General features: G+C 39.3%; 20 protein-coding genes and 2 pseudogenes. 12 read left to right on the top strand and 10 right to left on the bottom strand.

Annotated elements, in window-relative coordinates; all coding sequences use genetic code 11:
- Positions 1-356: 356 nt before the first annotated feature.
- Positions 357-746: a DUF1499 domain-containing protein gene (locus A9Y75_RS11355; RefSeq protein ID WP_071189638.1), complete on the top strand. Its 390-nt coding sequence runs from the start codon at positions 357-359 to the stop codon at positions 744-746.
- On the opposite strand, the gene A9Y75_RS11350 is transcribed toward A9Y75_RS11355, so the two are convergent.
- Positions 733-1,809, bottom strand: coding sequence for a glycosyltransferase family 4 protein (locus A9Y75_RS11350; RefSeq protein WP_071189637.1), 1,077 nt, complete (start codon positions 1,807-1,809; stop codon positions 733-735). The genes A9Y75_RS11355 and A9Y75_RS11350 overlap by 14 nt on opposite strands.
- 645 nt (positions 1,810-2,454) lie before the next feature.
- Here A9Y75_RS11350 and A9Y75_RS11345 point away from each other — a divergent pair.
- The 4 genes and pseudogenes from A9Y75_RS11345 (at position 2,455) to A9Y75_RS28420 (ending at position 8,636) form a co-directional block, all read left to right on the top strand.
- Entirely contained in the window at positions 2,455-3,258 is an 804-nt protein-coding gene (locus A9Y75_RS11345) for an ABC transporter permease (RefSeq protein ID WP_083389549.1), read from the top strand.
- A 438-nt stretch (positions 3,259-3,696) separates the two neighbouring features.
- Positions 3,697-5,550 carry a bifunctional serine/threonine-protein kinase/formylglycine-generating enzyme family protein gene (locus A9Y75_RS11335; RefSeq protein WP_071189634.1) on the top strand — a complete coding sequence of 618 codons (1,854 nt, stop codon included), beginning with the start codon at positions 3,697-3,699 and terminating at the stop codon, positions 5,548-5,550.
- A 9-nt stretch (positions 5,551-5,559) separates the two neighbouring features.
- Positions 5,560-5,751 (top strand): annotated as a pseudogene (locus tag A9Y75_RS11330) (DnaJ C-terminal domain-containing protein); the annotation flags it as partial.
- Positions 5,752-6,365: 614 nt separating this feature from the next.
- Complete coding sequence (locus tag A9Y75_RS28420; protein WP_071189632.1) at positions 6,366-8,636, top strand: peptidylprolyl isomerase; 2,271 nt, start codon at positions 6,366-6,368, stop codon at positions 8,634-8,636.
- 297 nt (positions 8,637-8,933) lie between these two features.
- Here the strand turns inward: A9Y75_RS28420 and A9Y75_RS11320 are convergent, their stop codons facing one another.
- Positions 8,934-9,902, bottom strand: a complete 969-nt coding sequence (locus A9Y75_RS11320) for a DUF1517 domain-containing protein (protein ID WP_071189631.1) — start codon at positions 9,900-9,902, stop codon at positions 8,934-8,936.
- A gap of 1,154 nt (positions 9,903-11,056) precedes the next feature.
- Here A9Y75_RS11320 and A9Y75_RS11315 point away from each other — a divergent pair.
- On the top strand, positions 11,057-12,295 hold the full coding sequence (locus A9Y75_RS11315) for a glycosyltransferase family 4 protein (RefSeq protein WP_071189630.1): 1,239 nt from the start codon (positions 11,057-11,059) through the stop codon (positions 12,293-12,295).
- Between the two features lie 262 nt (positions 12,296-12,557).
- Here the strand turns inward: A9Y75_RS11315 and thiS are convergent, their stop codons facing one another.
- Positions 12,558-12,770: a sulfur carrier protein ThiS gene (thiS, locus tag A9Y75_RS11310; RefSeq protein WP_071189629.1), complete on the bottom strand. Its 213-nt coding sequence runs from the start codon at positions 12,768-12,770 to the stop codon at positions 12,558-12,560.
- Between the two features lie 81 nt (positions 12,771-12,851).
- Positions 12,852-13,895: a thiamine phosphate synthase gene (locus tag A9Y75_RS11305; protein WP_071189628.1), complete on the bottom strand. Its 1,044-nt coding sequence runs from the start codon at positions 13,893-13,895 to the stop codon at positions 12,852-12,854.
- A 192-nt stretch (positions 13,896-14,087) separates the two neighbouring features.
- On the opposite strand from A9Y75_RS11305, the gene A9Y75_RS11300 reads away from it, so the two are divergent.
- Positions 14,088-15,755 carry a DUF1565 domain-containing protein gene (locus tag A9Y75_RS11300; protein WP_071189627.1) on the top strand — a complete coding sequence of 556 codons (1,668 nt, stop codon included), beginning with the start codon at positions 14,088-14,090 and terminating at the stop codon, positions 15,753-15,755.
- A 95-nt stretch (positions 15,756-15,850) separates the two neighbouring features.
- Positions 15,851-16,339, top strand: coding sequence for a CRR6 family NdhI maturation factor (locus A9Y75_RS11295; RefSeq protein WP_071189626.1), 489 nt, complete (start codon positions 15,851-15,853; stop codon positions 16,337-16,339).
- Between the two features lie 11 nt (positions 16,340-16,350).
- On the opposite strand, the pseudogene A9Y75_RS11290 reads toward A9Y75_RS11295, so the two are convergent.
- Positions 16,351-16,536, bottom strand: a pseudogene (locus A9Y75_RS11290) (hypothetical protein); the annotation flags it as partial.
- 283 nt (positions 16,537-16,819) lie between these two features.
- Positions 16,820-17,803, bottom strand: a complete 984-nt coding sequence (locus A9Y75_RS11285; RefSeq protein ID WP_071189624.1) for a glycosyltransferase family 9 protein — start codon at positions 17,801-17,803, stop codon at positions 16,820-16,822.
- 227 nt (positions 17,804-18,030) lie between these two features.
- Between A9Y75_RS11285 and ispD the strand changes: the two genes are divergently transcribed.
- The 3 genes from ispD (at position 18,031) to A9Y75_RS11270 (ending at position 19,850) form a co-directional block, all read left to right on the top strand.
- Positions 18,031-18,708, top strand: coding sequence for a 2-C-methyl-D-erythritol 4-phosphate cytidylyltransferase (ispD, locus tag A9Y75_RS11280; RefSeq protein ID WP_071189623.1), 678 nt, complete (start codon positions 18,031-18,033; stop codon positions 18,706-18,708).
- A 196-nt stretch (positions 18,709-18,904) separates the two neighbouring features.
- Positions 18,905-19,426 (top strand): SMC-Scp complex subunit ScpB, encoded by a 522-nt coding sequence (gene scpB, locus A9Y75_RS11275; RefSeq protein WP_071189622.1) that lies wholly within the window; start codon positions 18,905-18,907, stop codon positions 19,424-19,426.
- Positions 19,427-19,658: 232 nt separating this feature from the next.
- Positions 19,659-19,850: a DDE transposase family protein gene (locus A9Y75_RS11270; RefSeq protein ID WP_071189621.1), complete on the top strand. Its 192-nt coding sequence runs from the start codon at positions 19,659-19,661 to the stop codon at positions 19,848-19,850.
- A gap of 71 nt (positions 19,851-19,921) precedes the next feature.
- Here the strand turns inward: A9Y75_RS11270 and ctpC are convergent, their stop codons facing one another.
- The 4 genes from ctpC to A9Y75_RS11250 form a co-directional block, all read right to left on the bottom strand.
- On the bottom strand, positions 19,922-21,205 hold the full coding sequence (gene ctpC / locus A9Y75_RS11265) for a carboxyl-terminal processing protease CtpC (RefSeq protein WP_071189620.1): 1,284 nt from the start codon (positions 21,203-21,205) through the stop codon (positions 19,922-19,924).
- Positions 21,206-21,337: 132 nt separating this feature from the next.
- Positions 21,338-22,561 (bottom strand): (E)-4-hydroxy-3-methylbut-2-enyl-diphosphate synthase, encoded by a 1,224-nt coding sequence (ispG, locus tag A9Y75_RS11260; protein WP_071189690.1) that lies wholly within the window; start codon positions 22,559-22,561, stop codon positions 21,338-21,340.
- A 117-nt stretch (positions 22,562-22,678) separates the two neighbouring features.
- Positions 22,679-23,437 carry an MAE_28990/MAE_18760 family HEPN-like nuclease gene (locus tag A9Y75_RS11255; RefSeq protein WP_071189619.1) on the bottom strand — a complete coding sequence of 253 codons (759 nt, stop codon included), beginning with the start codon at positions 23,435-23,437 and terminating at the stop codon, positions 22,679-22,681.
- Positions 23,421-24,482: an AAA family ATPase gene (locus A9Y75_RS11250; RefSeq protein WP_071189618.1), complete on the bottom strand. Its 1,062-nt coding sequence runs from the start codon at positions 24,480-24,482 to the stop codon at positions 23,421-23,423. The genes A9Y75_RS11255 and A9Y75_RS11250 overlap by 17 nt, the downstream gene beginning before the upstream one ends.
- Before the next feature lie 240 nt (positions 24,483-24,722).
- Here A9Y75_RS11250 and A9Y75_RS11245 point away from each other — a divergent pair, with 240 nt between their 5' ends.
- Positions 24,723-25,748 carry an isochorismatase gene (locus tag A9Y75_RS11245; protein ID WP_071189617.1) on the top strand — a complete coding sequence of 342 codons (1,026 nt, stop codon included), beginning with the start codon at positions 24,723-24,725 and terminating at the stop codon, positions 25,746-25,748.
- Positions 25,749-25,766 lie beyond the last annotated feature (18 nt).

The following is a 25,766-nucleotide window of genomic DNA, read 5'->3' as shown; positions in this document are numbered from 1 at the left end:
GATTCAGCTATCAACGAATCGCACACATCCCTCAGTTTTGCTTTAAAAGCAAATAACGTCAGTAACCTGGTATTATTTGCCTGGGCGCTGGCAATCACAGCTATTTTGGTAGGATTAGAGCGTTATGCTTTGTGGTTATTAGCACAATACGCAAGTGGCAGGGAAGAAGGAAGATAGCGATCGCTCTATTTGTCTGATATTTTTAATTTTCAATTAACCACCTTCATTTATGATGGAATCATGAACCCAATCATAGATTAATATTTTTCGTGTCGATTCAAAAAACAACAAGAAGCTTTTTAGGTTTTATCTTTCTTAGCATTCTAATTCTGATTTTTTTACCCCTACTTAATCCTATGATCTTTGCAGGCCAACGACCAAATAATTTAGGCGTTCAATCAGGTAAATTAGCACCCTGTCCTTCTAGCCCTAACTGTGTCTCCAGTCAGGCTTCAGATTCACTTCATCAAATCGCACCCCTGAGTTTTACATCCACCCCAGAACAAGCATTAGCTAATCTGAAAAATCTGATTCTGTCTTTACCTAGAACTAAGATAATTACCGAAACAGAAGATTATTTATATGCAGAATTCAAAAGTGCTTTGATGGGATTTGTCGATGATGTAGAATTCTATCTCGACCGGAACTCTAACATCATTCATGTACGTTCAGCTTCCCGCTTAGGTTATGGCGACTTAGGAGTAAATCGCCAACGGATTGAGGAAATTCGCGCTAAATTAAATTAACTACAGGAGTGCGGAAATGACCATTTTTAGCAAATCTCTCAGCAAGAACTTGTTGATAAACCGCCTCATACCCATCAGTCATTTTGTCTACACTAAAACATTTTTCCACATACCGCCGACAAGCATAACGGTTTAACTTATTTACCTTGTCAATCGCATTCACACATTCTTGTGTATTATTGCAAAGGAAACCGGTTTCACCATCAGCAATTACTTCTTCCGTCGAACCCATTCGCATCGCAATTACTGGCGTACCCGCAGCCATTGACTCTACCATTACTAAACCAAACGGTTCTCGCCAAGTGATCGGGAATAAAGTTGCGACAGCACTTCCCATGAGAACATTTTTTTCAGCATGATTAGCTTCACCTAAATACTGAATTTGCTCCCCATCAATATGTGGTTTAATTTCTTTTTCAAAAAACTCCACATCTACCATATCTACCTTACCTGCCATTTTCAATCGCCAACCAGCTTTTTTGGCAATTTCAATAGCTAAATGTGGCCCTTTTTCTGGAGACATCCTACCCAAAAATGCCAAGTAAGGCTCATCTATTGGTTCAGGATAAAACTCATAACTACTAACATCAATGCCATTGTAAACAGTGCTGACATAATTTAACCCTAAACTAGCTTCCCTTTGGGAATCAGAAATACTGATATAAGGCTGTTTTTTGCCATATTGAAAGATTTTTTTATTATCTGGTGTAAAAATTCCATGCAACGTGTGAACTGTAGGCGTTTTCACAAGTTTCGTGTATGCTATGGGCGTATGTCCCATATGAGAGTGAATAATATCAAAATCTTCGGCTCGCTCATAGACTGAAGCTAGATGTAGCGATTCATAAATGCTGCAATCTTTGACAGTTTTATCAAGTCTTAAAGCACGAGGATGAACCGATATCAAATTTGCTAAAGTCAGAGAATCACCTGATGCAAATAATGTAACTTCATGTCCCCTGCGGACTAATTCATCAGTCAATAATCCAACTACTAATTCTATTCCACCATAAGCTGGAGGAGGTACTCTCTCCCACAGTGGAGCAATTTGAGCAATTCTCATTATCAACCTCCTAAAAAATAAGACTCTAAAAAATAAGTGGTGTTTATTTGTTTGATTTAAATTAAGTCCAATCATGTCCAGTGATTCACTATAGCAGTAAATCACTTAAAACACCAACTACATGGATAACTGCTATTGCATCTTATACTGAAACTTCGATATTTTTTGTCTATCCTAGGTAGGGAAATCATATTCACCTCAAGAGGTAAATTAGCAATTTAATTATCAGATAATTGTCGTTTAATTGCTGAATAATTCTGATAAAAACTGCAAATATTCCCAAATTGGTCAATTCCTATTTATCCCCAATCTCTAGGGTAATTTGTCTATTTATTTAAGTCTGGAGATGGAAAAAGTTAGCCAAGGTGAAAATAACTGCACGACAGCAGATAGAAGTCTATTGGGCTTTCAAGCTTCCCGCCCTATCTTTATGTCAATATGATACGGAAGCAACGGCGATACCTTGACTTTGATAATTTATTTATGGTATGAGAATATAAGATAAAATAGAACTAAATATAGGACTCCTATTTGATTATTGAACAAGACTCAGTAAATAGTGAAAACCTTCTTTCCTGTTCCCTGTTCCCTGTTCCCTGTTCCCTGCCCACACCAATCAATTCAGAAATCAAACCGGATTACTATATGAATATCTCTAAAACAATCAAAAAACCGCGTGTCTCATGGCAGGCGGTTTTCTCACTAGTTATATTTGTGTTCATGTACCTGCCTATCCTGGTACTAGGTTTTTATAGCTTCAATCAATCACCCTACAGTGCCACATGGAAAGGATTCACCCTAGAATGGTATAAAACACTGTTCCGGGACGATCGCATTTTATCCGCTGTAAATAACAGTTTACTAGTTGCCTTTAGTGCAGTCACAGTTTCGTCCGTTTTGGGAACCATGATGGCTGTGGGGTTAGCGCGTTATAACTTCCCTGGTAAAAAATTATATCGCGGCATATCCTATCTACCATTATTAATTCCTGATATTGCGATCGCAGTTGCCACTCTAGTTTGTTTAGCCGCCTTTGCCATTCCCCTCAGCATCTGGACAATCGTAGCCGCCCACATCGTTTTTTGTCTATCCTACATCAGCTTAGTAGTCTCATCCCGACTCAATAATCTAGATCCTCATCTCGAAGAAGCCGCACTAGATTTAGGTGCAACCCCAATTCAAGCCTTCTTCAAAGTAGTTTTACCACAACTAATGCCCGGTATCATATCAGGCTGTTTACTAGCCTTTGTCCTCAGTTTAGATGACTTTCTCATCGCCAGCTTCACCGCCGGTAGCGGTTCCAACACCCTACCTATGGAAATATTTAGCCGCATTAGAACCGGAGTCAAACCTGATATTAACGCTCTTAGCGTCATGTTAATTTCTATCACTGGAACTGTCGCTGTTATAGCTGAATTAATTCGCATTTCCGGAGAAAATAATTCGTAATTCCTAATTCGTAATCGGTTAAACAGATACAGCAGATTGCAAGTGAATAAAGTACAAACCAAAAACCAAAATCTGTACATCAAGTTCCCCTCCTCGCTTGCGGGGAGGGGCTAGGGGTGGGGTTCTTCGATGGTAATTGAGTAAGTTGAATATCAGTAAACCAAACACTTGACAAGATCCCCAAACTCTTCTATTATTAATATTATAATGGGAATCCGTGCGCGCATATATAGTCACCCGAAAATTAGTAAATAGGGTGATAACAGATAAAACCTCCCCAGAAACATAAATAAATCAACATATTCTCTTCACTTTTATTCCCATAATCAGCCAATGTCAGGACATAGATAGATATCCTTGTTTACTGACCTAAATATCTTTTATAAATTAGATAATATTGGGGACGACTTTGGAAAAGATGCTATCTTCCCCTCAACTATGCAAATTTGCCAAAATCCCAACTGTTCAAACCCCTTCAACCCTGACTACAGTAAATTTTGCATCGTTTGCGGACACGGTACATTTGGAAAACACCTCAGAAACCGTTACCGTGTTTTGCGATTATTAGGTGAAGGTGGGTTTAGTAAAACTTACGCAGCAGAAGACGTAGATAGACTAAATGCACCTTGCGTAATTAAGCAATTTTTTCCTCAAGTTCAGGGAACAGCACAACGTGCAAAAGCAGCCGAATTTTTCAAAGAAGAAGCTTTTAGATTATATGAACTTGGCGAAAATCATCCCCAAATTCCCCGGTTATTAGCTTACTTTGAACAAGGTGCTAGTTTGTATTTAGTCCAGGAATTTATTATTGGTAAAACTCTCCTCCAAGAAGTTCAAGAACAGGCTTATAACGAAACCCAAATTCGTCAACTTTTAGCTGATTTATTACCAGTACTTGAATTTGTTCACCAAAAAAACGTAATTCATCGGGATATCAAACCTGAAAATATTATTCGTCAAGATACAGATAATAAACCTGTATTAATTGACTTTGGTGGTGCAAAACAAGTTACTCACACCAGCATAGCCAGACAAGCCACAGCCATTTATACATTAGGTTATGCACCAACAGAACAAATGGCCGGTTTTGCTTGTCAAGCTAGTGATTTATATGCTTTGGGAGTAACTTGTGTACGGTTATTAACTCAAGAGTTACCTATGCAAGATACCTATGGACTTAAAGATCCTCTTTATAATCCCATGAATGCAAAATGGTTATGGAAAGAACGTTTACAAGAAAAGGGTATTACTATTAGTGATGAATTAACAAGAATATTAGATACATTACTCCAACATTTCCCCAGCGATAGATATCAGTCAGCAACAGAAGTTTTAAATGACTTGAAAGCCGAATTATCTCCACCAGCAGCATTAAAAATTCCTCCCATTCCTCAACCACAATTACCACAATTACCACCACCTCCTCCTCCAAAAGTCATCGTACCTGTACCACCTTTAGAAACATTTGAATTTTATGTCGTCACAGTAGACACAGGAGGGAGAGAAGTTAACCGCGACAGACGTAGCGCCAAATTATTTACAGAACAATTAAATAAAAACGTTAATTTAGAAATGGTATCAATTCCCAGCGGAATTTATTTAATGGGTTCACCAGAATTTGAAGGTGATGCTGAAGAATATCCTCAACACAAAGTTATAGTTGAACCTTTTTATATGGGGAAATATCCCATTACTCAATCACAATGGAAAGCAGTAGCAGCTTTACCAGAAATTGTCCAAGCTTTAAACCCCAACCCCTCAAGATTTAAAGGTGCAAATTTCCCCATAGAAAATGTCTCTTGGTATGAAGCTGTAGAATTTTGTTTGCGGTTGTCAATGAAAACAGGACGAAATTATCGTTTACCAAGTGAAGCCGAATGGGAATATGCTTGTCGTGCGGGAACAACCACATCTTTTCACTTTGGAGAACGGATTACTTCTGATTTAATTAACTGTAGCGGTGGTGATTTTTATGCTGTAGAACCAAAAACCAGGTTCCGCAAAGAAACAACAAATGTAGGCAGTTTTAAAGTAGCAAATGCCTTTGGGTTGTATGATATGCATGGGTTAGTTTGGGAATGGTGTGCTGATCCTTGGCATAATAACTATAATGGCGCACCTATAGATGGTAGTGTGTGGGACATTGGTGGTGATATACATCGTCGGGTTTTGCGCGGTGGTGCTTGGAATTTCAGTGCTGAACTTTGTCGCAGTGCGAGTCGCAGTTGGAATGAAGCAGATGATGGTTTGAGAATGTCAGGTTTTCGAGTGGCGTTTTCTGCACAGGAATGAGTTGGAAACCAACCCCATTCTTTTTTCCAAATTGAGGGTGATAATCTAGTTTGTGAAGTGCTAATTACACCAGATGAAGCTACATTAGGCGCTACCATTGATGTACCTACACCCGATGGCAATGTCAATGTTAAGCTGCCGGCAGGTGTGCGTTCTGGTCAATCCCTGCGCTTACGTGGTAAGGGTTGGCCTCTAGCTAAAATAAATGGATTAAGAAACCTCTCTCTAAATCTCTCTCCTACAAGGAGAGAGACTTTGATTTTCCCACTTCCCTTGTAGGGTAGGGGGTTAGGTTTTTCGGTGCTTTGGATTTTCTGTACAAATACTTAAATGAATTTTCGTGAAATTAGCGTAAAGAAACAGAAAATCAAGAGAAATTAATATAAATATGCTTGACTATACCTTAAGGAATAGTTTAAATTGAAACTAATAAATTACTGATACTTCGGTAATTGAGGATAGAGTTTTAATCCGCATTATCTTAGGCATTCACTGAATTTGAAAGTTTTCGATGTAGTTTCATAAACTTTTCGGTGTTACTGAAACCATCTGTGGATTTAGGTGTAGAGACGTTCCATGGAACGTCTCTACTTTTCCGGAGATGTCTAATATTTTAAACGGCTTTTTTAACTTTGAACTAAACGCAAAGATAGAGCCTTAGGGGGTTGACAATGGGTTTGAGATTTGTTATCCTAAAATTGATAAGGAAGAAGTATCTAGCAATAATAATGCAGCCGCAGGCAATAACCTCAGCGGTTTTTTAATGCCTATCTATTGGCAAATATAAAACGAAAACCCTAACTATTATCAACAATATGCTCAGATTTACACCTATTGTCACCACCCCCATCAATAACATTTCTGTGGGAGTAAATGCAGCCGATACTAATCTAAATTTAATAAACTACTTTGATGACCCTAGCACAACAGGACTCGTAGCCCATTTTAACTTAGCAAATACATCAATAGGCAATGGAGTAATTAATGTAGTCCTATTCGACCAAAATGGAGCCGGCGCACCAAAAACAGTTCAAAATTTCCGCAACTATGTCAATAATGGCAGTTATACCAACAGCATTATTCATCGTTCTGTTCGTAACTTTATTGTTCAAGGTGGTGGGTTTACAGTCAATAACCTAGCTGTAGGAAGCATTCCCGCTAACGCACCGGTGCAGAATGAATTTAGTACCCAGCGTTCTAACGTGCGCGGAACCATCGCTATGGCTAAACTAGGTAATGATCCTAATAGTGCCACTAATCAATGGTTTTTTAACCTAGCAGATAACTCCACTAACCTCAATAATCAAAATGGCGGTTTTACCGTCTTTGGACAAGTTCTTTCTAATAATGATTTAGCTACTATTGATGCTATTTCGTCCGTACGAACTTACAACGGAAGTGGCATTAATCCAGCCTTTACAAATCTACCTCTTGTTGTCGATAATCCCGCCCAACCTGTTATTAACAGAGATAATAATTTTATTCGTCACAGTAGCATCACCGTTACACAACAGGATGAACTTAAATTTACTGTAGTTGGCAACTCCAAACCCACCTTAGTCACTCCTATTATTAATAATAAGCAACTTTTACTCGATTATCTTCCTAACCAAACTGGTACTGCAAATATTACCCTTCGCGCTACAAATTTATTTGGTGACTACTTAGATTATCAGTTTTCAGTTACAGTTTTACCTATTATCAACCTAGCGATAAATCCCACCAGCGTCACCGAAAATGGTGTAACAAATCTAGTTTACACCTTTACCCGCAATGGCACTTTAACCAACCCCTTAACCGTTAACTATAAAGTCGGGGGGACAGCTACTTTTAATAACGATTATACTCAAATTGGGGCAACTAATTTTAATACAACCACTGGCACAATTACCTTTGCGGCTAATTCTGCCACAGCAACTTTAAGGATTGACCCCACTGCCGATACAATCATTGAAAATAATGAAACTGTTGCTATAACTTTATCATCAGCAGCAACCTATAAAATAGGAACAAATCCAACCATTACAGGTACAATTCTTAATGATGATTTTCCTAACCAAGCCCCTACAAACTTGACTTTATCTAACAACAAAATTGCCGAAAATCAATTAATTAATACAGTTATTGGCAACTTTAGCAGCACAGACCCAAATCCAGGTAATACCTTCATCTATAGTTTAGTTGCAGGAACAGGTTCTACAAATAATAACCTATTTACAATAGTCGGCAATCAACTCAAAAGCAAATTCGTTTTCGATTATGAAACCAAAAATAATTATAGCATCAGAGTTCGCACTACAGATCAAGGTAATTTATTTTATGAAAAACCATTAACCATTAATATCAACAACTTAGATAACGTTTTTACAGGTACTATTAATAACGAAAGTATTACCACAACTGCCGAAAAAGATATTATCAACACTCAAAGCGGTAATGACAGCATTAACAGCGTCTTTGCTAATTTACAACAACAAGATTCTCTCAATGGTGGTACGGGAATTGATACCCTATTTATTAAGGGCGGTACAACTGCAAATAGTATTTCCATTAATGCCAATAACACTACCAATCAACTCTTGAATATTACAGGCACAACTATTGTAGGATTTGAACGATTTGATTTAAGTGGATTTGCGGGAAAAGTTACTTTTGTTGGTACTAACAGTAATGATTTGATCAAAGGTGGTACAGGGGCAGATAATTTAACTGGTGGCGCTGGTAATGATATTCTCAATGGTGGTGCAGGTGCAGATACCTTCATTGGTGGAGTTGGTAACGACATCCTTTATTTAGGTTTAAACGATAATGCAGTAGATAACGTTAAGTATGTCTTTGGTAATGGTGCAGATACCGTTTATCAGTTTGTCCGTGGTGTCGGTGGTGATAAACTCAATTTTACCGGCATTACTGCTATTGATGTGCTGAAATCAGGTACAAATACACAACTGCGAATTAGTAATAATATTGCGGGTAATGCTGGTTTTGGTACAGGTCAGTTATTAGTTACTTTATCCGGTACATCTGGCTTTATTGGTGCTGATGTGAATGTTAACTTATTTGGTGCTAATTTCTTGTTCAGTTAAAGTTTGTCTATCCCCAGAATTCTCTTCTGAATGCAAGAAGTAAGTCAAGGAAAAAAAGGGAGTTTTGGGGGTTGACGATTGATTTAAATTTTGTTATCATGAACTTGATAAGGAAGAACTATCTTAAAATTTATATTGTTATCTCGTTCCCAGTCTCTGACTGGGAATGCTATCCAAGAGTCTCCGACTCTACTGTCACGCCCACAGGCAGAGCCTTGTAGAATTCATTCCCATACAGAGTATGGGAACGAGAAACGAACGAGAAACGAGAAATTTTCCTACATGACTAAAGCTTGGTTAAACCAACTTCAAATCAGGATACTCAGCAAACAAATCATCAGAAGTCAAAGTATCACCTTCGGCTTGAGGAGTCCACAACACTTCTAGAGCTAAAAGTTTCTCACCAGGAAGACTACCAATTTGTCGCAAAGCTTGACGTAAATCATCGGCGCTATTAATTTGGGGAATTTCAAATTTACCCAAAGTTGCAGCTAATAAAGTGACAATCAGATATTCTCCAGGCCCTTCACTAATCAGACGAGTGGGGTTATCGATTTCACCGGGTAATTCTTTAGCCAGAACAGATTTTAGCTGATTGTTAACATTAGAAAGAGTTTCTTCGCTAAACTTGCTGCGTTCAGCCAATGACAAGCGATTAAATTGTGATTCAGCAGCATTTAATTTCACTTGTTGGCTACCACCACCGGCATATACCCAATATTCAGGATGACGTAGTAAAGCCAAACTCGCTTCTTGCAAAATTTCTGTTCTTCCTTCTGAGGTGTTGGTATCAGCTTTTTCGGCAATTTGGTTAAGTTCGGTTTGTAAACCTCTAGCTTGTGCTAGTAAACCAACTTGTAAACGAGTAACAGAAACACCGGGATTGCTGTTGTAGCTTACTTCTTCACCTTCTTCACCGCTAACACGGCGGAAACTTTGGACTAAGAAATTAGCGATCGCAAAAAAGATTAAAATACCAAACAAGCCGCCAAAACCTCCCCCAATACCCCACAAGGGAAGTAGGAAGGGAAAGCCAAAACCACCACCAAAACCGCCACCAGGATAATATCCCCCACCACCAGGTGAGTAGGTGCGTGGTGTGTAAGTGCGGCTAGAAGGCATTCTAAAGGAACCCCCACCAATACGTCCGCCACTGCGTGCAGCTAAAGCACCATCAGCATTACCCAGCGCTAAAGCCAGCACCAGACTGAGGACAAAGGTGATTTTTAACAGGGGTTTGAAGATTCTTTGTATTTTTTTATGCATAACTAATCTGGAATTGCAGTATTTTTAAGTTTTCTCCCTCCATTGGTAGGAGGTAATAGCCACAAGCCGATAAGTTTGGCATTGTGCAGCTATATATCCAATCTACAGGGTATTATCTTGGGTTGGCAGCAAACGCAGGGGGGATTTCTCGCGGAGATAACCGTACCGCGAAACATCTTTGCAAATACATAACTTGGGAATCTATTAATTATATCAAGCCCAGATCATCACCTGTTATTAAAATCTCTCCGCCTCAAAGCATCAGCCCTAATGATAACTATTCAACCGGACTTGATATTATTCTCTTCTGTATTCACTGCAATTGAATCAAAAATCTTACTTCATAAACTGACACATACCCAGATAATTTTTTTCCGGATAGGGAAAGAATATTCAGCACATATTGGCAGGGGGTTGAAGTCATCAAAGCTACTATAAATACAGATGCAATCAATAAAAAAATAACAAATACTACCTATGTCTCCGAGTGGAAATTATCAACATCTGTACAGAGGTAAAAATATACAAATTGGTAATTTATTCTGTTGCCGACAAAAGAATAAACACCATCAATTTCCGGTTAGACTGATGAAAAATTTTACAATAGCATGAACAAATATAAATCATTCTTAGGAAATACAATCTGTTGCCTAAAGTATCAATTTTTTAGAGATATTTTGGCAATTTGGCATGGATTTTGGATATATTTAGGCTAGTCTATTAATATCAGCTAGATTTAGTAATTTCACCAGCATTCTCCCAGAAATTGCCTCATGCCTATCGGCGATAAAATCTAGCTCAAGTTGATTATGCCCAAAAATCATCCATCATATCGTGTCAGGTTGTTCGCGTAGCGTCTCGTCAGAGATATAGTTATCATTAGGGAACCGCACGGTGACGGGTCGAGTTTTTTTGATCAGCAATTACCCGGACTTGATATCAATAGTCAATTGCCGACAAAAATATAAACAAGCCAATTTAAAAATCAATCTCCCTTCATTGTTAATTCTTGATTTTCAATTCCGAATCTTTACAAAATATTTAGCCAGATAAGCTATGAGTTTTCAACTCCACTTATCGCCAATCAATCTGCGACAAATTAAAAATTAGTTCAAGATTAGTTCAAGGATATCAAGTTTATTTAAAACATCATCATGGAACATATTTCACAAATAGGGACACAATTTAGGGACAATACAACTTATCCAGATATCCTAGTTATCTCCCGCATCTTCCGTCCGCAAGAGGCTGTAATTGGAGAATATGTATATAATCGCTGTTTGCAAGATCCAGACAGAGTGATTGTATTAGCCGCTGGTTGTTCAGGAGATAAAATATTTGACAAAGCGCAAAATTTTCCAGTTTATCGCTGGCCATACTTTAGTTTCTGCTGTGGTAATGTATTGAGCAAGATATTCAAGTCTTTTTTTAATATTATTTGCTCATTATTACTAGCCATTAAGCTATATTTCCGCTATCGTTACCGCTACATTGAATGGTGTCATGGTGAAGATTTTCTAGCCTTGTTAATACTCAGTTATATCTTACCCATTCGATTTTTTATCTATCTCCACGGTAATGATTTGGTTAGTATTACACCTAATCCTTTGTGGAGATGGCTATTTAAAATTACCCTAAAACGGGCAGCAGGAATTGTATGTCACAGTTCCCATATCAGAGATACTTTAAGAACTAAATTTCGTGTAGATACTCCTACCCACGTCATTAACCCAGTAGTCAGACCAGAAAAATTTGGTACTCCCACCAGTCCTAGTCATCTCGAAGAATTACGTGTCCGCTTACGTCAAGTTTACAACATTCCCGAAACCGCAATTGTGATTCTCTCAGTCGGTAAATTTCTCAAGCATAAAAATTTCGACCGAGTAATAGATAACATCCCCTTACTATTAACTATTGGTGTAGATGTTCACTACATCATTTGCGGTGAAGGTCCATGTGAACCACAGCTAAAAAATCTATCCCAGCGTTTGCGAGTAGATAAAAGAGTACACTTTGCTGGCTATGTAGCCGAACGTGAATTAGCCAGTTATTATGCAGCCTGCGACATTTTCGCCATGCTAACTATAGAGTCAGAAAAAGCTAAAAACATAGATAATTTTGGCATGGTTTATTTAGAAGCAGAATACTTTGGTAAACCTGTAATTGCTTCTCGCTTAGGGAGTATTTTAGACACAGTTCACCATGAAGAGAATGGACTGTTGGTAAATCCAGATTCAGGCTATGAAGTTTTACAAGCCTTTAAGCGTTTGTGTCAAGACAAACAACTACGGGAAAAACTTGGTCGTCAAGGACAAGAACTAGCTAAACGCAAAACCTATCACCGTTGGCTATATGCACCTGAATCTCGTTATTCTTGTTTGTTGCAGCAGTAAATTGATAACTCATTAAGTAAGGGTAAAGCGCATTACTCATGAGTATCAACTTAAGCTCAAACCGTTTTCCCACAGCCGTTCTACCCCACCCCTTAGTCCCCTCCCCTCTTGAGGGGAGGGGAAGTTTTACGTTAGTAAAACGGGGGTGGGGTGATTCTGGATTGATTGGTCATTGAGTAAGTTGGATATAACGTCAATGAAGAGTCTTTTACGTTAAGTTGACACCAATGTTAGCTGCTAAACCCCTACAACTGATAACTGATTAACCACCACCAACGATTGTAACTACTTCCAAGCGATCGCCATTTTCAATTTTAGTCTCTGACCAAAACTGACGGTGTAATATTTCACCATTGTATTCTACCGCCACCAACCGAGGATTAAAACCCAACTGCTGAAGTAACTCAGGTAAAGACATTTCGGATAAACAACTTTGTGTTTCTCCATTTACTTGCAAAATAACTTTAGAATTCATAATTCGTAATTGGTAATTGGGCGGGGAAACCCCGCCCCTACAGTACTGTCACCTGTCACCTGTCACCTGTCACCTTCTTTTCTACTTCCGATAAAGTTGGGATATAAAATACTGTGTGACTAAAGTCGGTTGTTCAGCTTGCATGAGCGATCGCACCACAGCCACTTTTTGCGCTCCCGCATCAATCACATCATTAATATTACTAGTATCTATTCCCCCAATTGCCACCCAGGGAATTGGACAATTTTGAGCCGCATAGCTGACATATTCTAAACCTGTTGCCGCCTTACCTACTTTTGTCGGCGTTTCATATACTGGCCCCACACCAATATAATCCGCACCTTCCGCAATTGCCCCTTGCATTTCTTGAGGATTTGTGGTAGAGCGTCCTATCAAACGCTGGGGACCTAGCAATTGCCGCGCAATAGCAATAGGAATATCTTGTTGTCCCAAATGCACCCCATCAGCATTGACAGCCAAAGCCAAATCTACGCGGTCATTGATAATGAATAAAGCCCCGTAATCATCACATAACTGCCTAAGTTTTCTGGCTCTTTCCAGACGAATCACATCATCAGCCGTCTTTTCTCGATACTGTAGCAGCGTTAAACCACCTTTGAGAGCCGCTTCCACAGTCTCAAACAAATTATCTACCGGAGAAGTTACCAAATATAAGCGCGATCGCCATAATAAGTGATGACGCTGATAACCCATTAAATTACTTTCCAGGGTATAAACCTGATAGCGCATTTGCTTAAAAGCACTACCCATATTCGGGTCATACAGCTTGCCATATTCCTCCAGCACCCTCAGTGCTTCTTGAACACGACAAAAATTGGCTTGCAACAAGGATGTGATATTAGCTCGTTGTTCTTCTTGGGGATGAGTTAAATCAGTACCAGCATCGCCAGGAGTATCTCGTGCCGCCCTCATTTGTGCCGTATGCCAGTTACCTATCTCTTGACGTAGGTGCTTACAGACTCCAGCTAACTGGGCATCATTTAAGCCAAAGCGACACCATTCCTCAATAATTCTCAGACCCTCACGAGCGCGGTCTAAGTTTGCGTCTAAAATGCGGTAAACCACTTGCTGTACTTGCTGTTTTTGGCTGTGGGCTTCGACCATTACAACAACTCCGTTGTTAGTCCAATCATAAAACCTCCAGCCTGTTTCATAATATTTGTATCATTAAATATTTACTAAGTAAATTGCATGAAAAATAGCCAATTGGTCAAATTATGAGTAATATTATCCACATATTACCCTATGAAAAGTATAAAACTTCAGTGTGTGTTCTACAGGAGTTAGTTAAATTTGATGCCTCCGTTTAAATTTTTTCATAACCGTAGAGCAGATATCCTGCCCACAAAGCCTATTTTTCCTCAACTCGGCAGATATTCAGATTTGCCTGCCTCAATATTGAGTTTAACCTTTGCTTTAGGAATCGTGAGTATAGCACTTTTAAACACAAGTTTTAGCAGTGCCATCGCTCAGATTACCATCTCAGGAGAACGGAAACTGGACAATGAGAAAATACTCTCTCAGGTTAACGTCTTGTTTGTCAACCCAAGTGCTGGAGATGACAAACTAGGTAATGGTAGCGATCGCGCTCCTTGGAAGACAATTACCCAAGCCTTGCAAGTAGCCCAGCCGGATACTCTCATTATCCTCTCTGCGGGTACATACAGTGCAAAAACCGGAGAAGTATTTCCCTTATTCCTCAAACAAGGTGTAGCCATTCAAGGAGACATTCGCAACAAAGGCAGAGATATCAAAATTATTGGCGGTGGCGAATACCTAAGTCGTAGCTTTGGTGGTCAAAACGTTACCATTGTTGGTGCTAACCAAACAAGTTTAACTGGAGTTACAGTCACAAACACCAATAGCCGTGGATATGGTTTATGGTTAGAATCAACCAATCTCCTAGTTCAGGAAAATACATTCACTGCTAATACCCAAGATGGGATTTCCGTCACAGGCAATGCTACACCGACTATTAGCAACAATTATTTTTACCGCAATGGCGCTAATGGCATCACTGTGACTGGTAATTCCCGTCCTCAAGTCCTGGAAAATATCTTTCAACAAACTGGTTTTGGCATTAACATTGCCCAGAATGCTGCTCCTGTAATTATCAGAAATCAAATTCTGAACAACAGATCAGGAATTATTGCACAAGCAAATACCCGCCCGACTTTGCGGAATAATTTAATTGCAGGCAGTCAAGAAGATGGGTTGGTTATAATTGCCCAAGCTACACCAGACTTAGGTAATTTCACAGAACCAGGTGGAAATGAATTTCGGGATAATGGTCGCTATGATATTAATGCTAAAGCTGCCAAGCAGTTAATCTCTGCCCCAGGCAACAACCTAGCCAAAAACCGCATCATTGGCAATGTAGATTTTAACGCCAGAACGGCCCCTATAGCCAGAAAGTTTCCACCTGATTCTGTCTCAATACAGGAAATACCTCAAGGCAGAGAAATTGTTTTTGCTGCCCCCACAATTCCCAAAACTCCCAACCAGTATTTAGCTATATTGCCCAGTCGCAGAACTACTTCCCAAAATGGTCAACTATCACCAATACCAGCTAATGTGCAGACTTCTTTCCCCAGCAACAATTCCCAGCTAACTACCCCTGGAGAACAACCAGAGACACGGCAGTTAAATTATGTGCAAATTGAGCCGGGAGTGATTGAGTTTACTGCACCTCAAGCATCTCTCCCTAACAATTCAGTAATAATATCAGCACCCAAACTTTATACAACTACTCCCAGGGGTGTACGTTATCGTGTCATAGTTCCAGTTACAAATAACCAACAGCGGGAAGTAGTGCTTTCCGTAGCCCCTGATGCTTTTTCCAAAACCTGGCAAGGTAGCAGGGTGATGCAAGTAGGCGTTTTTAGTAGTCAAAATAACGCCAGTGAAATGGTTCAAATTTTGAGTAGTAAAGGTTTAAGAGCAATTATTCAACCCTTGAATTAATTCTTGACATACTCACCAGCCTAAAGGCGTGGGAGTATGTCAATGTGGATTCTCGATTCTACTGTTGAGCGATCAAAAAAGCGGTTAATCAGTCAATGACAATCACAATCAGCCTCAATAACGACTTCATTAACAATCTGGATTTGTCACCTGCATTAACGGTGATTGAACCACTAATACAAGACAAAACTATTACATCTAATGAACAGCTACTTTCCTTTGAGATTAACTACGCACGGGAAAAAAATGATCCAAGGGAGCTTTCAGAAATTCCCGAAGTGCGCCTGTGGTTTGTGCGGCTCGATGCTAAGTATCCCTGGTTACCATTCTTATTAGATTGGAAAGGGGGAGAATTAGCCCGTTACGCTGCTATGTTAGTACCCCATCAGTTCAGTTCTAAAGAAGGCATACAGTACAACCCTGAAGCCTTAGAAATCTTTTTGATGCACAAAATCTTTATTTTAAGTGCTTGGCTAAAAGAGCAAGGTATCCCGACTCCATTTCGGCTCAAGTCTCTAGCACAAATTCTAGGTTATGAGTTAGATGATGCTTTCTTTGAGATGATTGAAAAAACTAATTTGTAATAGTGCTTACCTAAAACTATATATTCTTCAATTTGCAAGCTGGGGTTATTAGCGACTATGGCGGCTAATTCCATCAATGCTTCTACATTAACTTGGCGATATTCTGGGGCTTCAATTTTATTTAGCAAATGTTCAACTAGCAAAGCAAAATTTCTTTCTCCTGATGTCATTTCGGAAAGCATTATTTCACTATCTAACCCCTCCCCGCAAGCGATGAGGGGAATAATAAGTTTTTCATGTGTCCTGGTGTACGCAGTTCATGATGGCTACTTACGCTAATGAGATTCAGAGTAGGAAATAGATGATAAAAATTTTGGATTTTAGATTTTTACAGCGGTTTCCGCTCTTATGAATTACATCATAGCCCCCTCATCGCTTGCTCTTAGGGGGTTGGGTTCTTGTACCTCATAACACCGGGAAGTGCTTGTTGTAATTGAATCCAAAATCTAAAATCTAAAATCTAAAATCTAAACTTGGTATTCAACCACCCCAGATTTTTTCTAACACAGTTGCAGGTGGAATATCGGCTGTTTTACCAGTAGGGGATTGAATCGCCAGAAATTTATCACTTTTTGGTAACAAATGTATGGAATTGATAGCACCCAGTAGAGCAATAGTATAGGTTTGAACAGCTACACTTAGTTGTAGTGGTGCGCTATCGATAGACATCATTAAACTCGCTCCGCCAATTATGGCAGTCAATTTGCCAATATTATCGGGGCAAGTAACCTTGATATCTGGACAAGATTCTAAAAGCAATGGCGTTACGCCCAGTTTTGGTGAACGCACAAATTTATCATCGTCAGCCTCTTTAATCACCACTACTGGTAACTGTGGCTGTTTTTGTTGGCAATCTTGAATAATTTGCTGCCAACTTGCTACAGGATAGCTTGTATCTGAATTATCTATTTGGGACAACTGGCCAGAACCACCATAGATCAGGATGTAACCTGTTTCATGTATCCCTAGGCGTTTTTGCTCATGTTGCGCCCATTCAATATCTGATTTGGGTACATTTACTGCTAACTCTGGACAAGGTGTGTCAATTCCCAAAGGTTGCAACAGGTCATGATACATCGCTGCCACATATTGGGATGTGTTCATTGATATTGTGTTGGTGAGAAAACCAGCACCCTTGCCTTTGTAGCCAATACGTGTGGGAATTCCCGTTAACCAGAGAAACAAACTTACTAACCAGCTTTGTCCAACAGCAATGGCGACATCATATTCGCGATCGCGTATTGTGCCAACCAAGTTACCCCAATCTGCTAGACTATTACGATCTTTGTAATCAAAGGTCAATACCTCATGAACTGACTTGCTCACTCGGTAGGCAGCCTTTGACCGGGGTTCCACAATGACATCTATCTGAGCGTTCGGGTAATAACGCTTCAGGCTATCTAATGTGGCAAAAAAGAGAATCTGGTTGCCAATTGAGCCAGGTACAAGGGCTACTACACGCATAATATTTATGGAAGCTTACTCGCTCCTTATTTTAGGGGAATATAGGTAATGGATAATTGATAATTCGTAATTCATAATTCCTAATTGGTTAATCTCTTACCAAAAGCAGTCCCCATGAGGCAGGAGTTGGCTTTAATTTTGAAATTTGAAATTTGAAATTTGAAATTTGAAATTTGAAATTTGAATTGATTTCTCTCTAGTCCCCAGTTTAAAAATTGAGGAAATTTGTGTATTTACTAATTCCATCTGCTGGCACCGGCAAACGAATGGGTGCTAATCGCAATAAACTTTTACTACAGTTACGCTCACAACCGATTATTGCCTGGACTCTACTGGCCGCAGAAGCAGCAAGCTCTATTAGTTGGATAGGAATTATTTCCCAACCTCATGACTGGCAAGACTTAAAAGCAATTATGGCTGATTTAAAACTAACTAAACCCATAAAGTTAATTGCTGGTGGTTCCACTCGGCAAGAGTCAGTACATAATGGCTTGCTGGCATTACCAGCAGATGCTAAACAAGTATTAATTCATGATGGCGCTCGTTGTCTAGCTACACCCGATTTACTCAATGCTTGTGCTGACGCTATTCGCCATTATCCTGGGTTAATTGCTGCTGTACCTGTCAAAGACACAATTAAAGTTGTGGATGAAAGTGGCATAATTCAAAGTACACCAGAGCGAAGTCAACTTTGGGCGGCTCAAACTCCCCAAGGTTTTGATGTTGAGTTGTTAAAACAATGTCATGCTGAGGGTGTACGTCAAGGTTGGGAAGTCACGGATGATGCGGCTTTGTTTGAAAAATGCGGTATTGAAGTGCATATAGTACCAGGAGAGGAGACTAATTTAAAAGTTACCACTCCCCAAGATTTAGCGATCGCTGAATTTATCCTCAGTAATAGGTAGTAGAGGAGATGGAAAGATGGGGAGATGGGGGGAGGGGAAGACGCGGAGACAGTGGGACGCGGGGACGCGGAGAGTTTGTTTGATCAGCAATTAAGTAGAGTAAAACCCTTTTTCTCCCTGCACCCTGCCTCCTGCCCGCTGCACCCTGCCTCCTGCCCGCTGCACCCTACCTCTGCCCACTAACTCTTGGTTAAAAATGCCTAAAAATATATCTATAGCGATCAAAATAGAAGCAATTCTCTATTTAAAGGGTAAACCCTTGTCCTTGAGTGAAATTGCCGAGTATGCCGCGTGCGATCGCTCTACAGCCGAAGAAGGCATAATTGAACTCATGGATAATTATGCCCGTCGAGATAGTGCTTTGGAAGTTTTAGAAACCTCCGATGGCTACAGTTTGCAAGTGCGGTCAGATTTTCATGATTTAGTACAAACTTTGATACCTGTAGAATTAGGTGTAGGCGCTTTACGGACTTTAGCTGCGATCGCTCTCCATAGTCCCATACTCCAAACTGATTTAATTAACTTACGCGGTTCAGGAGTATATCAACACGTTCCCGAACTTGTCGAATTGGGTTTTATTCGCAAACGTCGAGATAGCGATTCTCGTTCTTACTCATTACAAGTCACACCCAAATTTCACCAGTACTTTCAAATCGACCAACTCCCCCAAATATTCCCCACAGCAGAGAGTGAACAACAACTAGAACTAGAGCTTTGACACTCCCATCCTGTACCTCATCTAACGACAATCTGCTGTATATTAAGTTTAATTACGCCAAAGTACTGAAGATAAAACCCACTACGTAGTGTGTTTTGTAGTGGGTGATAGCAGTAACAAACAATGTCATTCTTATCATCTGTTATTTATGTAACTTATTCAATTGGTTAATGTAATATTTGCATCGTTATATTGCATTTATCGAAAGTCAACCACAAATCAAAATTTTGCGATGACTGAAGAAAATACACAAACTTGGTATATTGTCAAGCATAAATCTGAAAAATGTGAAATAGTCCCCAGCCAAAAAATTGAGGACAACAACCCAGACATTATGGAAAAATGGGGAAGTTTTAGTACTCCACAAGAACCTATTTCGCGGCGGATTGGATTAATTAGGGCTGGAAAATGCCAACCCACTTAATGTTGGATTTTGGATTTTGGATTTTAGATGTTGGATTTTGGATTTTAGATGTTGGATTTTGGATTTTGGATTTAATTCTTATTTGTGGTTGTAGTATTTTGAGAAACTTGCTTACCTAAAACTTCCACAGCTTTAGCAAATTGAGGATCTTCTAGAGTAGCGAGTTTATCGCGCTCACGTAGCCACAAATCTTGTCTTTGAGCATCTGTCAACTCCACCTTTATATCTGGATCAACACCATGTTTATTAATATCTTTACCACTGGGGGTATGGTATTTAGCAATTGTCACCGCTAAACCTGAACCATCTTCTAGAGGGCGCACCGATTGTACCAAGCCCTTACCAAAAGTTTGCGTACCCACCAAAACAGCGCGTTTGTTATCCTGCAAAGCCCCTGAAAGAATTTCACTGGCACTAGCTGAACCTTTATCTACCAAGACTACCAAAGGTTTAGTCGTCAAAGCTCGTCCCCTAGCTATTTCCCGTTCTTGCTCACCTTGACGGTCAATAGTAGAAACAATTATCCCTTTATCTAGCCACATCCGGGCAATCTCCACGCTGGAAAATAGTAAACCACCAGGGTTGCCACGTAAATCTAAAATATAACCAGATACTTTTTTGTCTTCTAATTTGTTAATAGCATCTTTCATTTCCTTGCCAGAATTGGCACTAAACTGGTTCAGGCGAATGTAGCCAATATTACCTGCTGGTGTTTGCTTCTGGGAAAACTTAACTGGATGAATTTCAATTCGCGCTCTGGTGATGTTAAATTGCTTTGTCTGACCATTTCGCTGAATTTTCAGCTTGACTGAGGTTCCGGCTTCACCACGAATGAGAGATACAGCCTGATTAGTGTCCATCCCTTCAGTACTTTTGCCATCAATTTCTAGAATGATATCCTTAGCCAGAACCCCTATTTTAAAGGCAGGTGTATCCTCAATTGGGGCAATCACCACCAATTTCTTAGTTTTTTCATCCTGACTGATAGTAATACCAATACCCGTGAGTTCTCCAGAAGTATCTACTTGCATACTTTTGAACTCCTCTGGGTTCATAAATCGGGTGTAAGGATCTTCTAGCTTTTTAAGCATTTCCCGAATGGACTTATAAGCTTCCTCCTGATTAGTGTAGGACTTGCTTAAATATTCCTTACGAACAGCCTGCCAATCTACCTGATTGAAAGTCCCATCTACATATTGACGGTAAACGATGTTCCACACTTCATCTACTAATTCCTTGGGACTTGCTTTAAATAAAGCCTGACCACGGGAGTGAATGCCAAGACTAGTAACAGCAATTGTAGAGAGCGTTACTGCCGTAGCACCTAAAACAAGTCTACTTTTTGTAATCACCATAATGACAGTTGTGTCAGAGGGAAAATTTATAGTCAGTATGCCCAATCTAACACAGGGTCAGCAATTCCAAATTCAAAATGAAGATTTAGGATGACAAATATCAGGCGACCTTAATGGTCGCCAATGTCATAATTAAGGATCTACCCAACGGCCATCAGCCTTAATGAGGTTGATTAATTCCTCTACACCTTGTATTTCTGGGACTTTTTTAATTTCTTCTCGGCCACGGTATAAAGAAATGTAACCAGGAGTTTTGCCGACATAGCCATAGTCAGCATCTGCCATTTCTCCAGGGCCATTGACAATACAACCCATGACGGCAATATCTAACCCTGTTAAGTGTTTGGTTGCTTCTCTGACTGTGTGCAGCACTTCTTCTAAGTTAAATAAAGTCCGTCCGCAAGAAGGACAAGCGACATACTCAACCATTGTTTTCCGCAAACCTAACGCTTGCAGAATGCTGTAACAAACAGGAATTTCTTTTTCAGGTGCTTCGGTTAGAGATACACGAATTGTGTCACCAATACCATCAGCCAGTAATGTGGCAATGCCAGCTGTAGATTTAATTCTGCCATATTCACCATCACCGGCTTCGGTTACGCCAAGGTGTAGAGGATAATCCATTCCCAAGTCGTCCATGCGCTTGGCCATTAACCGATATGCAGCTACCATCACAGGAACTCGTGATGCTTTCATAGAAATTACGACATTGTGAAAATCCAAAGATTCACAAATGCGAATAAATTCTATGGCAGATTCCACCATGCCTTCGGGGGTGTCACCATAGGTAAATAGCATTCTTTCGGCTAGAGAACCATGATTTACGCCAATTCTCATCGCCTTACCTTGATCTCGCAAGGAAATCACCAGCGGTGCTAATGTTTCGCGGATTTTTTCGCCAATTTCGTCAAATTCAGCTTTTGTATATTCAGTGCGATTGGTGTTTGGCTTTTCAAATACATATAACCCTGGATTAATTCGCACTTTTTCAATATGTTTGGCGACTTCTAAGGCGATTTTCATCCCGTTGTGATGCACATCAGCCACAATTGGCACATCACGGTAAGTTTTAATTAATTTCTGTTTAATTTCCGCCAAAGCTTTCGCGTGTCCGAGACTGGGAACTGTAACGCGGACTATTTCGCAGCCTATTTCATGGAGACGACGAATACCCGCTACCGAACCGTCAATATCTAGGGTGTCTTCATTAATCATGGATTGCACCACGACGGGGTAGCCTCCCCCAATGGTGACATCTCCTACTTTGACAGCACGGGTTTTGCGGCGTTTGATGGTTGTATCAAAGGCAGGTTGGCTTGTAGCGTTGGTAGTTTCAAGAGTCGGCAGAGTTTGCATAACCTTAAGAGGTAGATTTTCTGTAGCTAAAATATCAGATTGCAATGGGTTCTGCTTCTCAGATTGCCATAGTTGGGGCTGTTTTGGGGGATGATGTGGTGAAAAAGGGGAACAAAGCTACAAAATTTGATGAATACTCTCAACAACTTGCTCAATAAAGTCAACTGCATTATTAACTAATAATTCATCTATAGGCCAGCGATTACCTAAACCTAATGTGGGATCTATATCTGCTTGATGAGCAATTTTGTTTCTACGATCTACAATCAAAATTAGTTGTTGTTTGATCTGGTTAGCTTGTTTCACATTTCCACTTATTTGAATAGCAACTTCATCCCATAATTTCTTATTTGATATATACCTCATTGCATCAGCGATATTATCTGGTGTTTGAAAACTTAGTTTGCTAAACTCTTTCCTAATTTCATTTTCTAACCATGAATTATTATTTAATTGATTTAAAATATTATTGGAAATAATAGGAATTAAACTAGAGATATGATGAGATTGCTGCAAAAAATTATCTCCATAAGTCTGCTGTATTTCACTCTCTATCCAAGAGGAAATCTCTAGAGCAACTCTTCTATCTTCACGCGCACTACCCAGCGAAACTTTAAACCTTGCAAAAGCTGATTGATTTGCATTAGGGGTAACTGCTGGTTCTGAGCGTGTTCCTCGATGAATTTCCAGCATACCCAATGTTACAACCTCATGGACATAATAATCCAAGGCACTCACACTGAGAACTATAGCAGATCGTAAAATATCTGAAATATCCAGAGCAGCAGTAGCTTGAGCTTTAAATGAATTATGAAGAGCAATCAGATCCCTAACACGCTGAATGCTAATGCGAAATTGATCAAGGGCTGATTGCATAACTCGATGATAGTGCCATAATTTTATCTGCTAAATCGGAAAAAGTTGTTTTAAATTCCTCTTGCTTTGCCTGATTATTATCTAAAACTGTACCTTGTTGTTTTAATTGTTCAGGCGTGAGCGCATACACTGGAGTACAGTGTTCTTGTGAGCGAGCGATTAAACTGTTAAAGTTAGAAATTTTGGTCATGGTAAAACTACCATTCATACCCTGTTCAGTATAGACTTGATTAGGTAATAACAAGTTATTTTTTTCTAGAATTGGTTTTAGTCTACTAGTAACTGTCCTTTCTATTTTTTCTATCCATGTTTGAAATGCTGTTGTTTCTTTACCTCTAATAATTCTATAGTTTTGAACTATAGTTCCTAAAAATTTCAACCTAAATTCTGGAAAAGGATAAGCTGCTTCCTTTAATATAGGGTTTGCGCTGGCCATCCTCGCCCAATTACACCACTTTGGTAATATTCTGGACAGAGAATCAATCGCCATCACAGAGAAAAAATCAGCAGTTGTAGGCACTAAAAAAAAGTCACTTGTCATTAATAAATTTTGATTGATAGATCCTAAGCTTGGACTCATATCAATTAAAATGTAGTCAGCATTAAATTTATTAGCAGTCTTTTCCAAAAGATCAGAAATCGCACCTGGTAAATTTTTGAGTGTCTGAATTGAACCACTTAGTTCTTGTGCAATTCCTAATGTTACTTCGTATTCACCAAAACCCACATGGCCAGGTAATAAAAATAAACCTTCTTGACCTTCTATCTGAATACAATCTACTGCTTCAATAGCTCTTGGTTGAGACTCAAAAGCAGGAGCTAAACCAGTCTTGATATTGGAACGTGTGTTATAAATGTTTTCTATTCTTGCTTCGTCATCTTCAGTTTCCTCTTTTAAAGCTATTCCTGTTAGATTACATTGAGGATCAGTATCTACAAGGATAACTCTCTTCCCCTTTGAAGCAAGCATCCAACCTAAGTTAAAAGTAGTTGTGGTCTTACTGACACCACCCTTGTGATTGAACAAGGCAATCTTGTGAACCATATTATTTGGCCTGTGATACTTTTAAAACCTTTTAGATACAGGTACAGTCGTATAACCTGTATGACTTAGTATAGCTTGTCCAGAGGTTCCAGATGGGATAACAAAAAGTTTAGTTTCTGGACGCGCCTATGTAATAATAACGCTAAACCCTTAATGGTTAATAGTTATAAGTTATGAAGCTATCAAAATCAAATAGAAAAATTTTTAATAATTCATATAAATCAAAGTTTTAATAGACTTATGACTACCCGAACCCAACTCCCCATTCCCGCACACTTCAACCCTGCAAAAGTCGGCGAAGTCTGGCGTGTACCCTACCAACAACGCGCAGCCGCAGCAGAAACATTTGCAAAACAACAAAATATCCAACCAGCAACATTAGATAAAACACGCATTTGTCTATTATTAATAGATGTCCAAAATACCTTTTGTATTCCTGATTTTGAATTATATGTAGGTGGACAAACGGGAACTGGTGCAGTTGATGATAATACAAGATTGTGTGAATTCATTTATCGCAACTTGGGCATAATTACAAAAATTATCCCCACCCTAGATACTCACACAGCAATGCAAATCTTTCATCCTATTTTTTGGATAAATGCAGATGGAGAACACCCGACACCAGCAGCAACCAACATTACACCCACAGATATAGAAAAGGGAATTTGGCAAGTTAACCCAGCAGTTGCTAATAGTGTGACAAATGGCGATTATGAATTATTAAAAAAACAGGCTTTTCATTATGTGAAACAACTTAGCCAAAATGGGAAATACCCGCTGACAGTTTGGCCTTATCATTCCATGTTAGGCGGAATTGGTCATGCTTTAGTTTCATCTGTAGAAGAAGCGATATTTTTTCATAGTATCGCTCGTCAAAGTCAAACCCAATTTGAACTGAAAGGTGAAAATCCGTTAACAGAGAATTATTCTATTTTACGTCCAGAAGTATTAGTAGGTTTTGACGAAAAGCCAATTGCTGAAAAAAATACAAATTTAATCAAACAACTTTTAGAATATGATGCAGTGATTATTGCAGGACAAGCCAAAAGTCATTGTGTTGCTTGGACAATTGATGATTTATTAACAGAAATAAAACAGGTAGACCCTACCCTGACAAATAAAATATATCTACTTGAAGATTGCACTTCTCCTGTTGTAGTTCCGGGAATAGTTGACTACACAGAACAAGCTAACGCGACATTTACCAGATTTGCAGAAGCAGGAATGCACATCATTCAATCTACCGAACCTATTTTTATTTAACGCAGAAAAACACAAAAT

This window comes from Trichormus sp. NMC-1 (assembly GCF_001858025.1).
Lineage (GTDB): Bacteria > Cyanobacteriota > Cyanobacteriia > Cyanobacteriales > Nostocaceae > Anabaena.
This window is presented reverse-complemented; position numbering and strand designations above follow the sequence as displayed.

Bases quoted from the DNA above. Each gene is read 5' to 3' on its own strand.
- A9Y75_RS11355 (WP_071189638.1), top strand. From the start codon at position 357: ATGATCTTTGCAGGCCAACGACCAAATAATTTAGGCGTTCAATCAGGT.
- A9Y75_RS11350 (WP_071189637.1), bottom strand. From the start codon at position 1,809: ATGAGAATTGCTCAAATTGCTCCACTGTGGGAGAGAGTACCTCCTCCA.
- A9Y75_RS11345 (WP_083389549.1), top strand. From the start codon at position 2,455: ATGAATATCTCTAAAACAATCAAAAAACCGCGTGTCTCATGGCAGGCG.
- A9Y75_RS11335 (WP_071189634.1), top strand. From the start codon at position 3,697: ATGCAAATTTGCCAAAATCCCAACTGTTCAAACCCCTTCAACCCTGAC.
- A9Y75_RS28420 (WP_071189632.1), top strand. From the start codon at position 6,366: ATGCTCAGATTTACACCTATTGTCACCACCCCCATCAATAACATTTCT.
- A9Y75_RS11320 (WP_071189631.1), bottom strand. From the start codon at position 9,902: ATGCATAAAAAAATACAAAGAATCTTCAAACCCCTGTTAAAAATCACC.
- A9Y75_RS11315 (WP_071189630.1), top strand. From the start codon at position 11,057: ATGGAACATATTTCACAAATAGGGACACAATTTAGGGACAATACAACT.
- thiS (WP_071189629.1), bottom strand. From the start codon at position 12,770: ATGAATTCTAAAGTTATTTTGCAAGTAAATGGAGAAACACAAAGTTGT.
- A9Y75_RS11305 (WP_071189628.1), bottom strand. From the start codon at position 13,895: ATGGTCGAAGCCCACAGCCAAAAACAGCAAGTACAGCAAGTGGTTTAC.
- A9Y75_RS11300 (WP_071189627.1), top strand. From the start codon at position 14,088: ATGCCTCCGTTTAAATTTTTTCATAACCGTAGAGCAGATATCCTGCCC.
- A9Y75_RS11295 (WP_071189626.1), top strand. From the start codon at position 15,851: ATGACAATCACAATCAGCCTCAATAACGACTTCATTAACAATCTGGAT.
- A9Y75_RS11285 (WP_071189624.1), bottom strand. From the start codon at position 17,803: ATGCGTGTAGTAGCCCTTGTACCTGGCTCAATTGGCAACCAGATTCTC.
- scpB (WP_071189622.1), top strand. From the start codon at position 18,905: ATGCCTAAAAATATATCTATAGCGATCAAAATAGAAGCAATTCTCTAT.
- A9Y75_RS11270 (WP_071189621.1), top strand. From the start codon at position 19,659: ATGACTGAAGAAAATACACAAACTTGGTATATTGTCAAGCATAAATCT.
- ctpC (WP_071189620.1), bottom strand. From the start codon at position 21,205: ATGGTGATTACAAAAAGTAGACTTGTTTTAGGTGCTACGGCAGTAACG.
- ispG (WP_071189690.1), bottom strand. From the start codon at position 22,561: ATGCAAACTCTGCCGACTCTTGAAACTACCAACGCTACAAGCCAACCT.
- A9Y75_RS11255 (WP_071189619.1), bottom strand. From the start codon at position 23,437: ATGCAATCAGCCCTTGATCAATTTCGCATTAGCATTCAGCGTGTTAGG.
- A9Y75_RS11250 (WP_071189618.1), bottom strand. From the start codon at position 24,482: ATGGTTCACAAGATTGCCTTGTTCAATCACAAGGGTGGTGTCAGTAAG.
- A9Y75_RS11245 (WP_071189617.1), top strand. From the start codon at position 24,723: ATGACTACCCGAACCCAACTCCCCATTCCCGCACACTTCAACCCTGCA.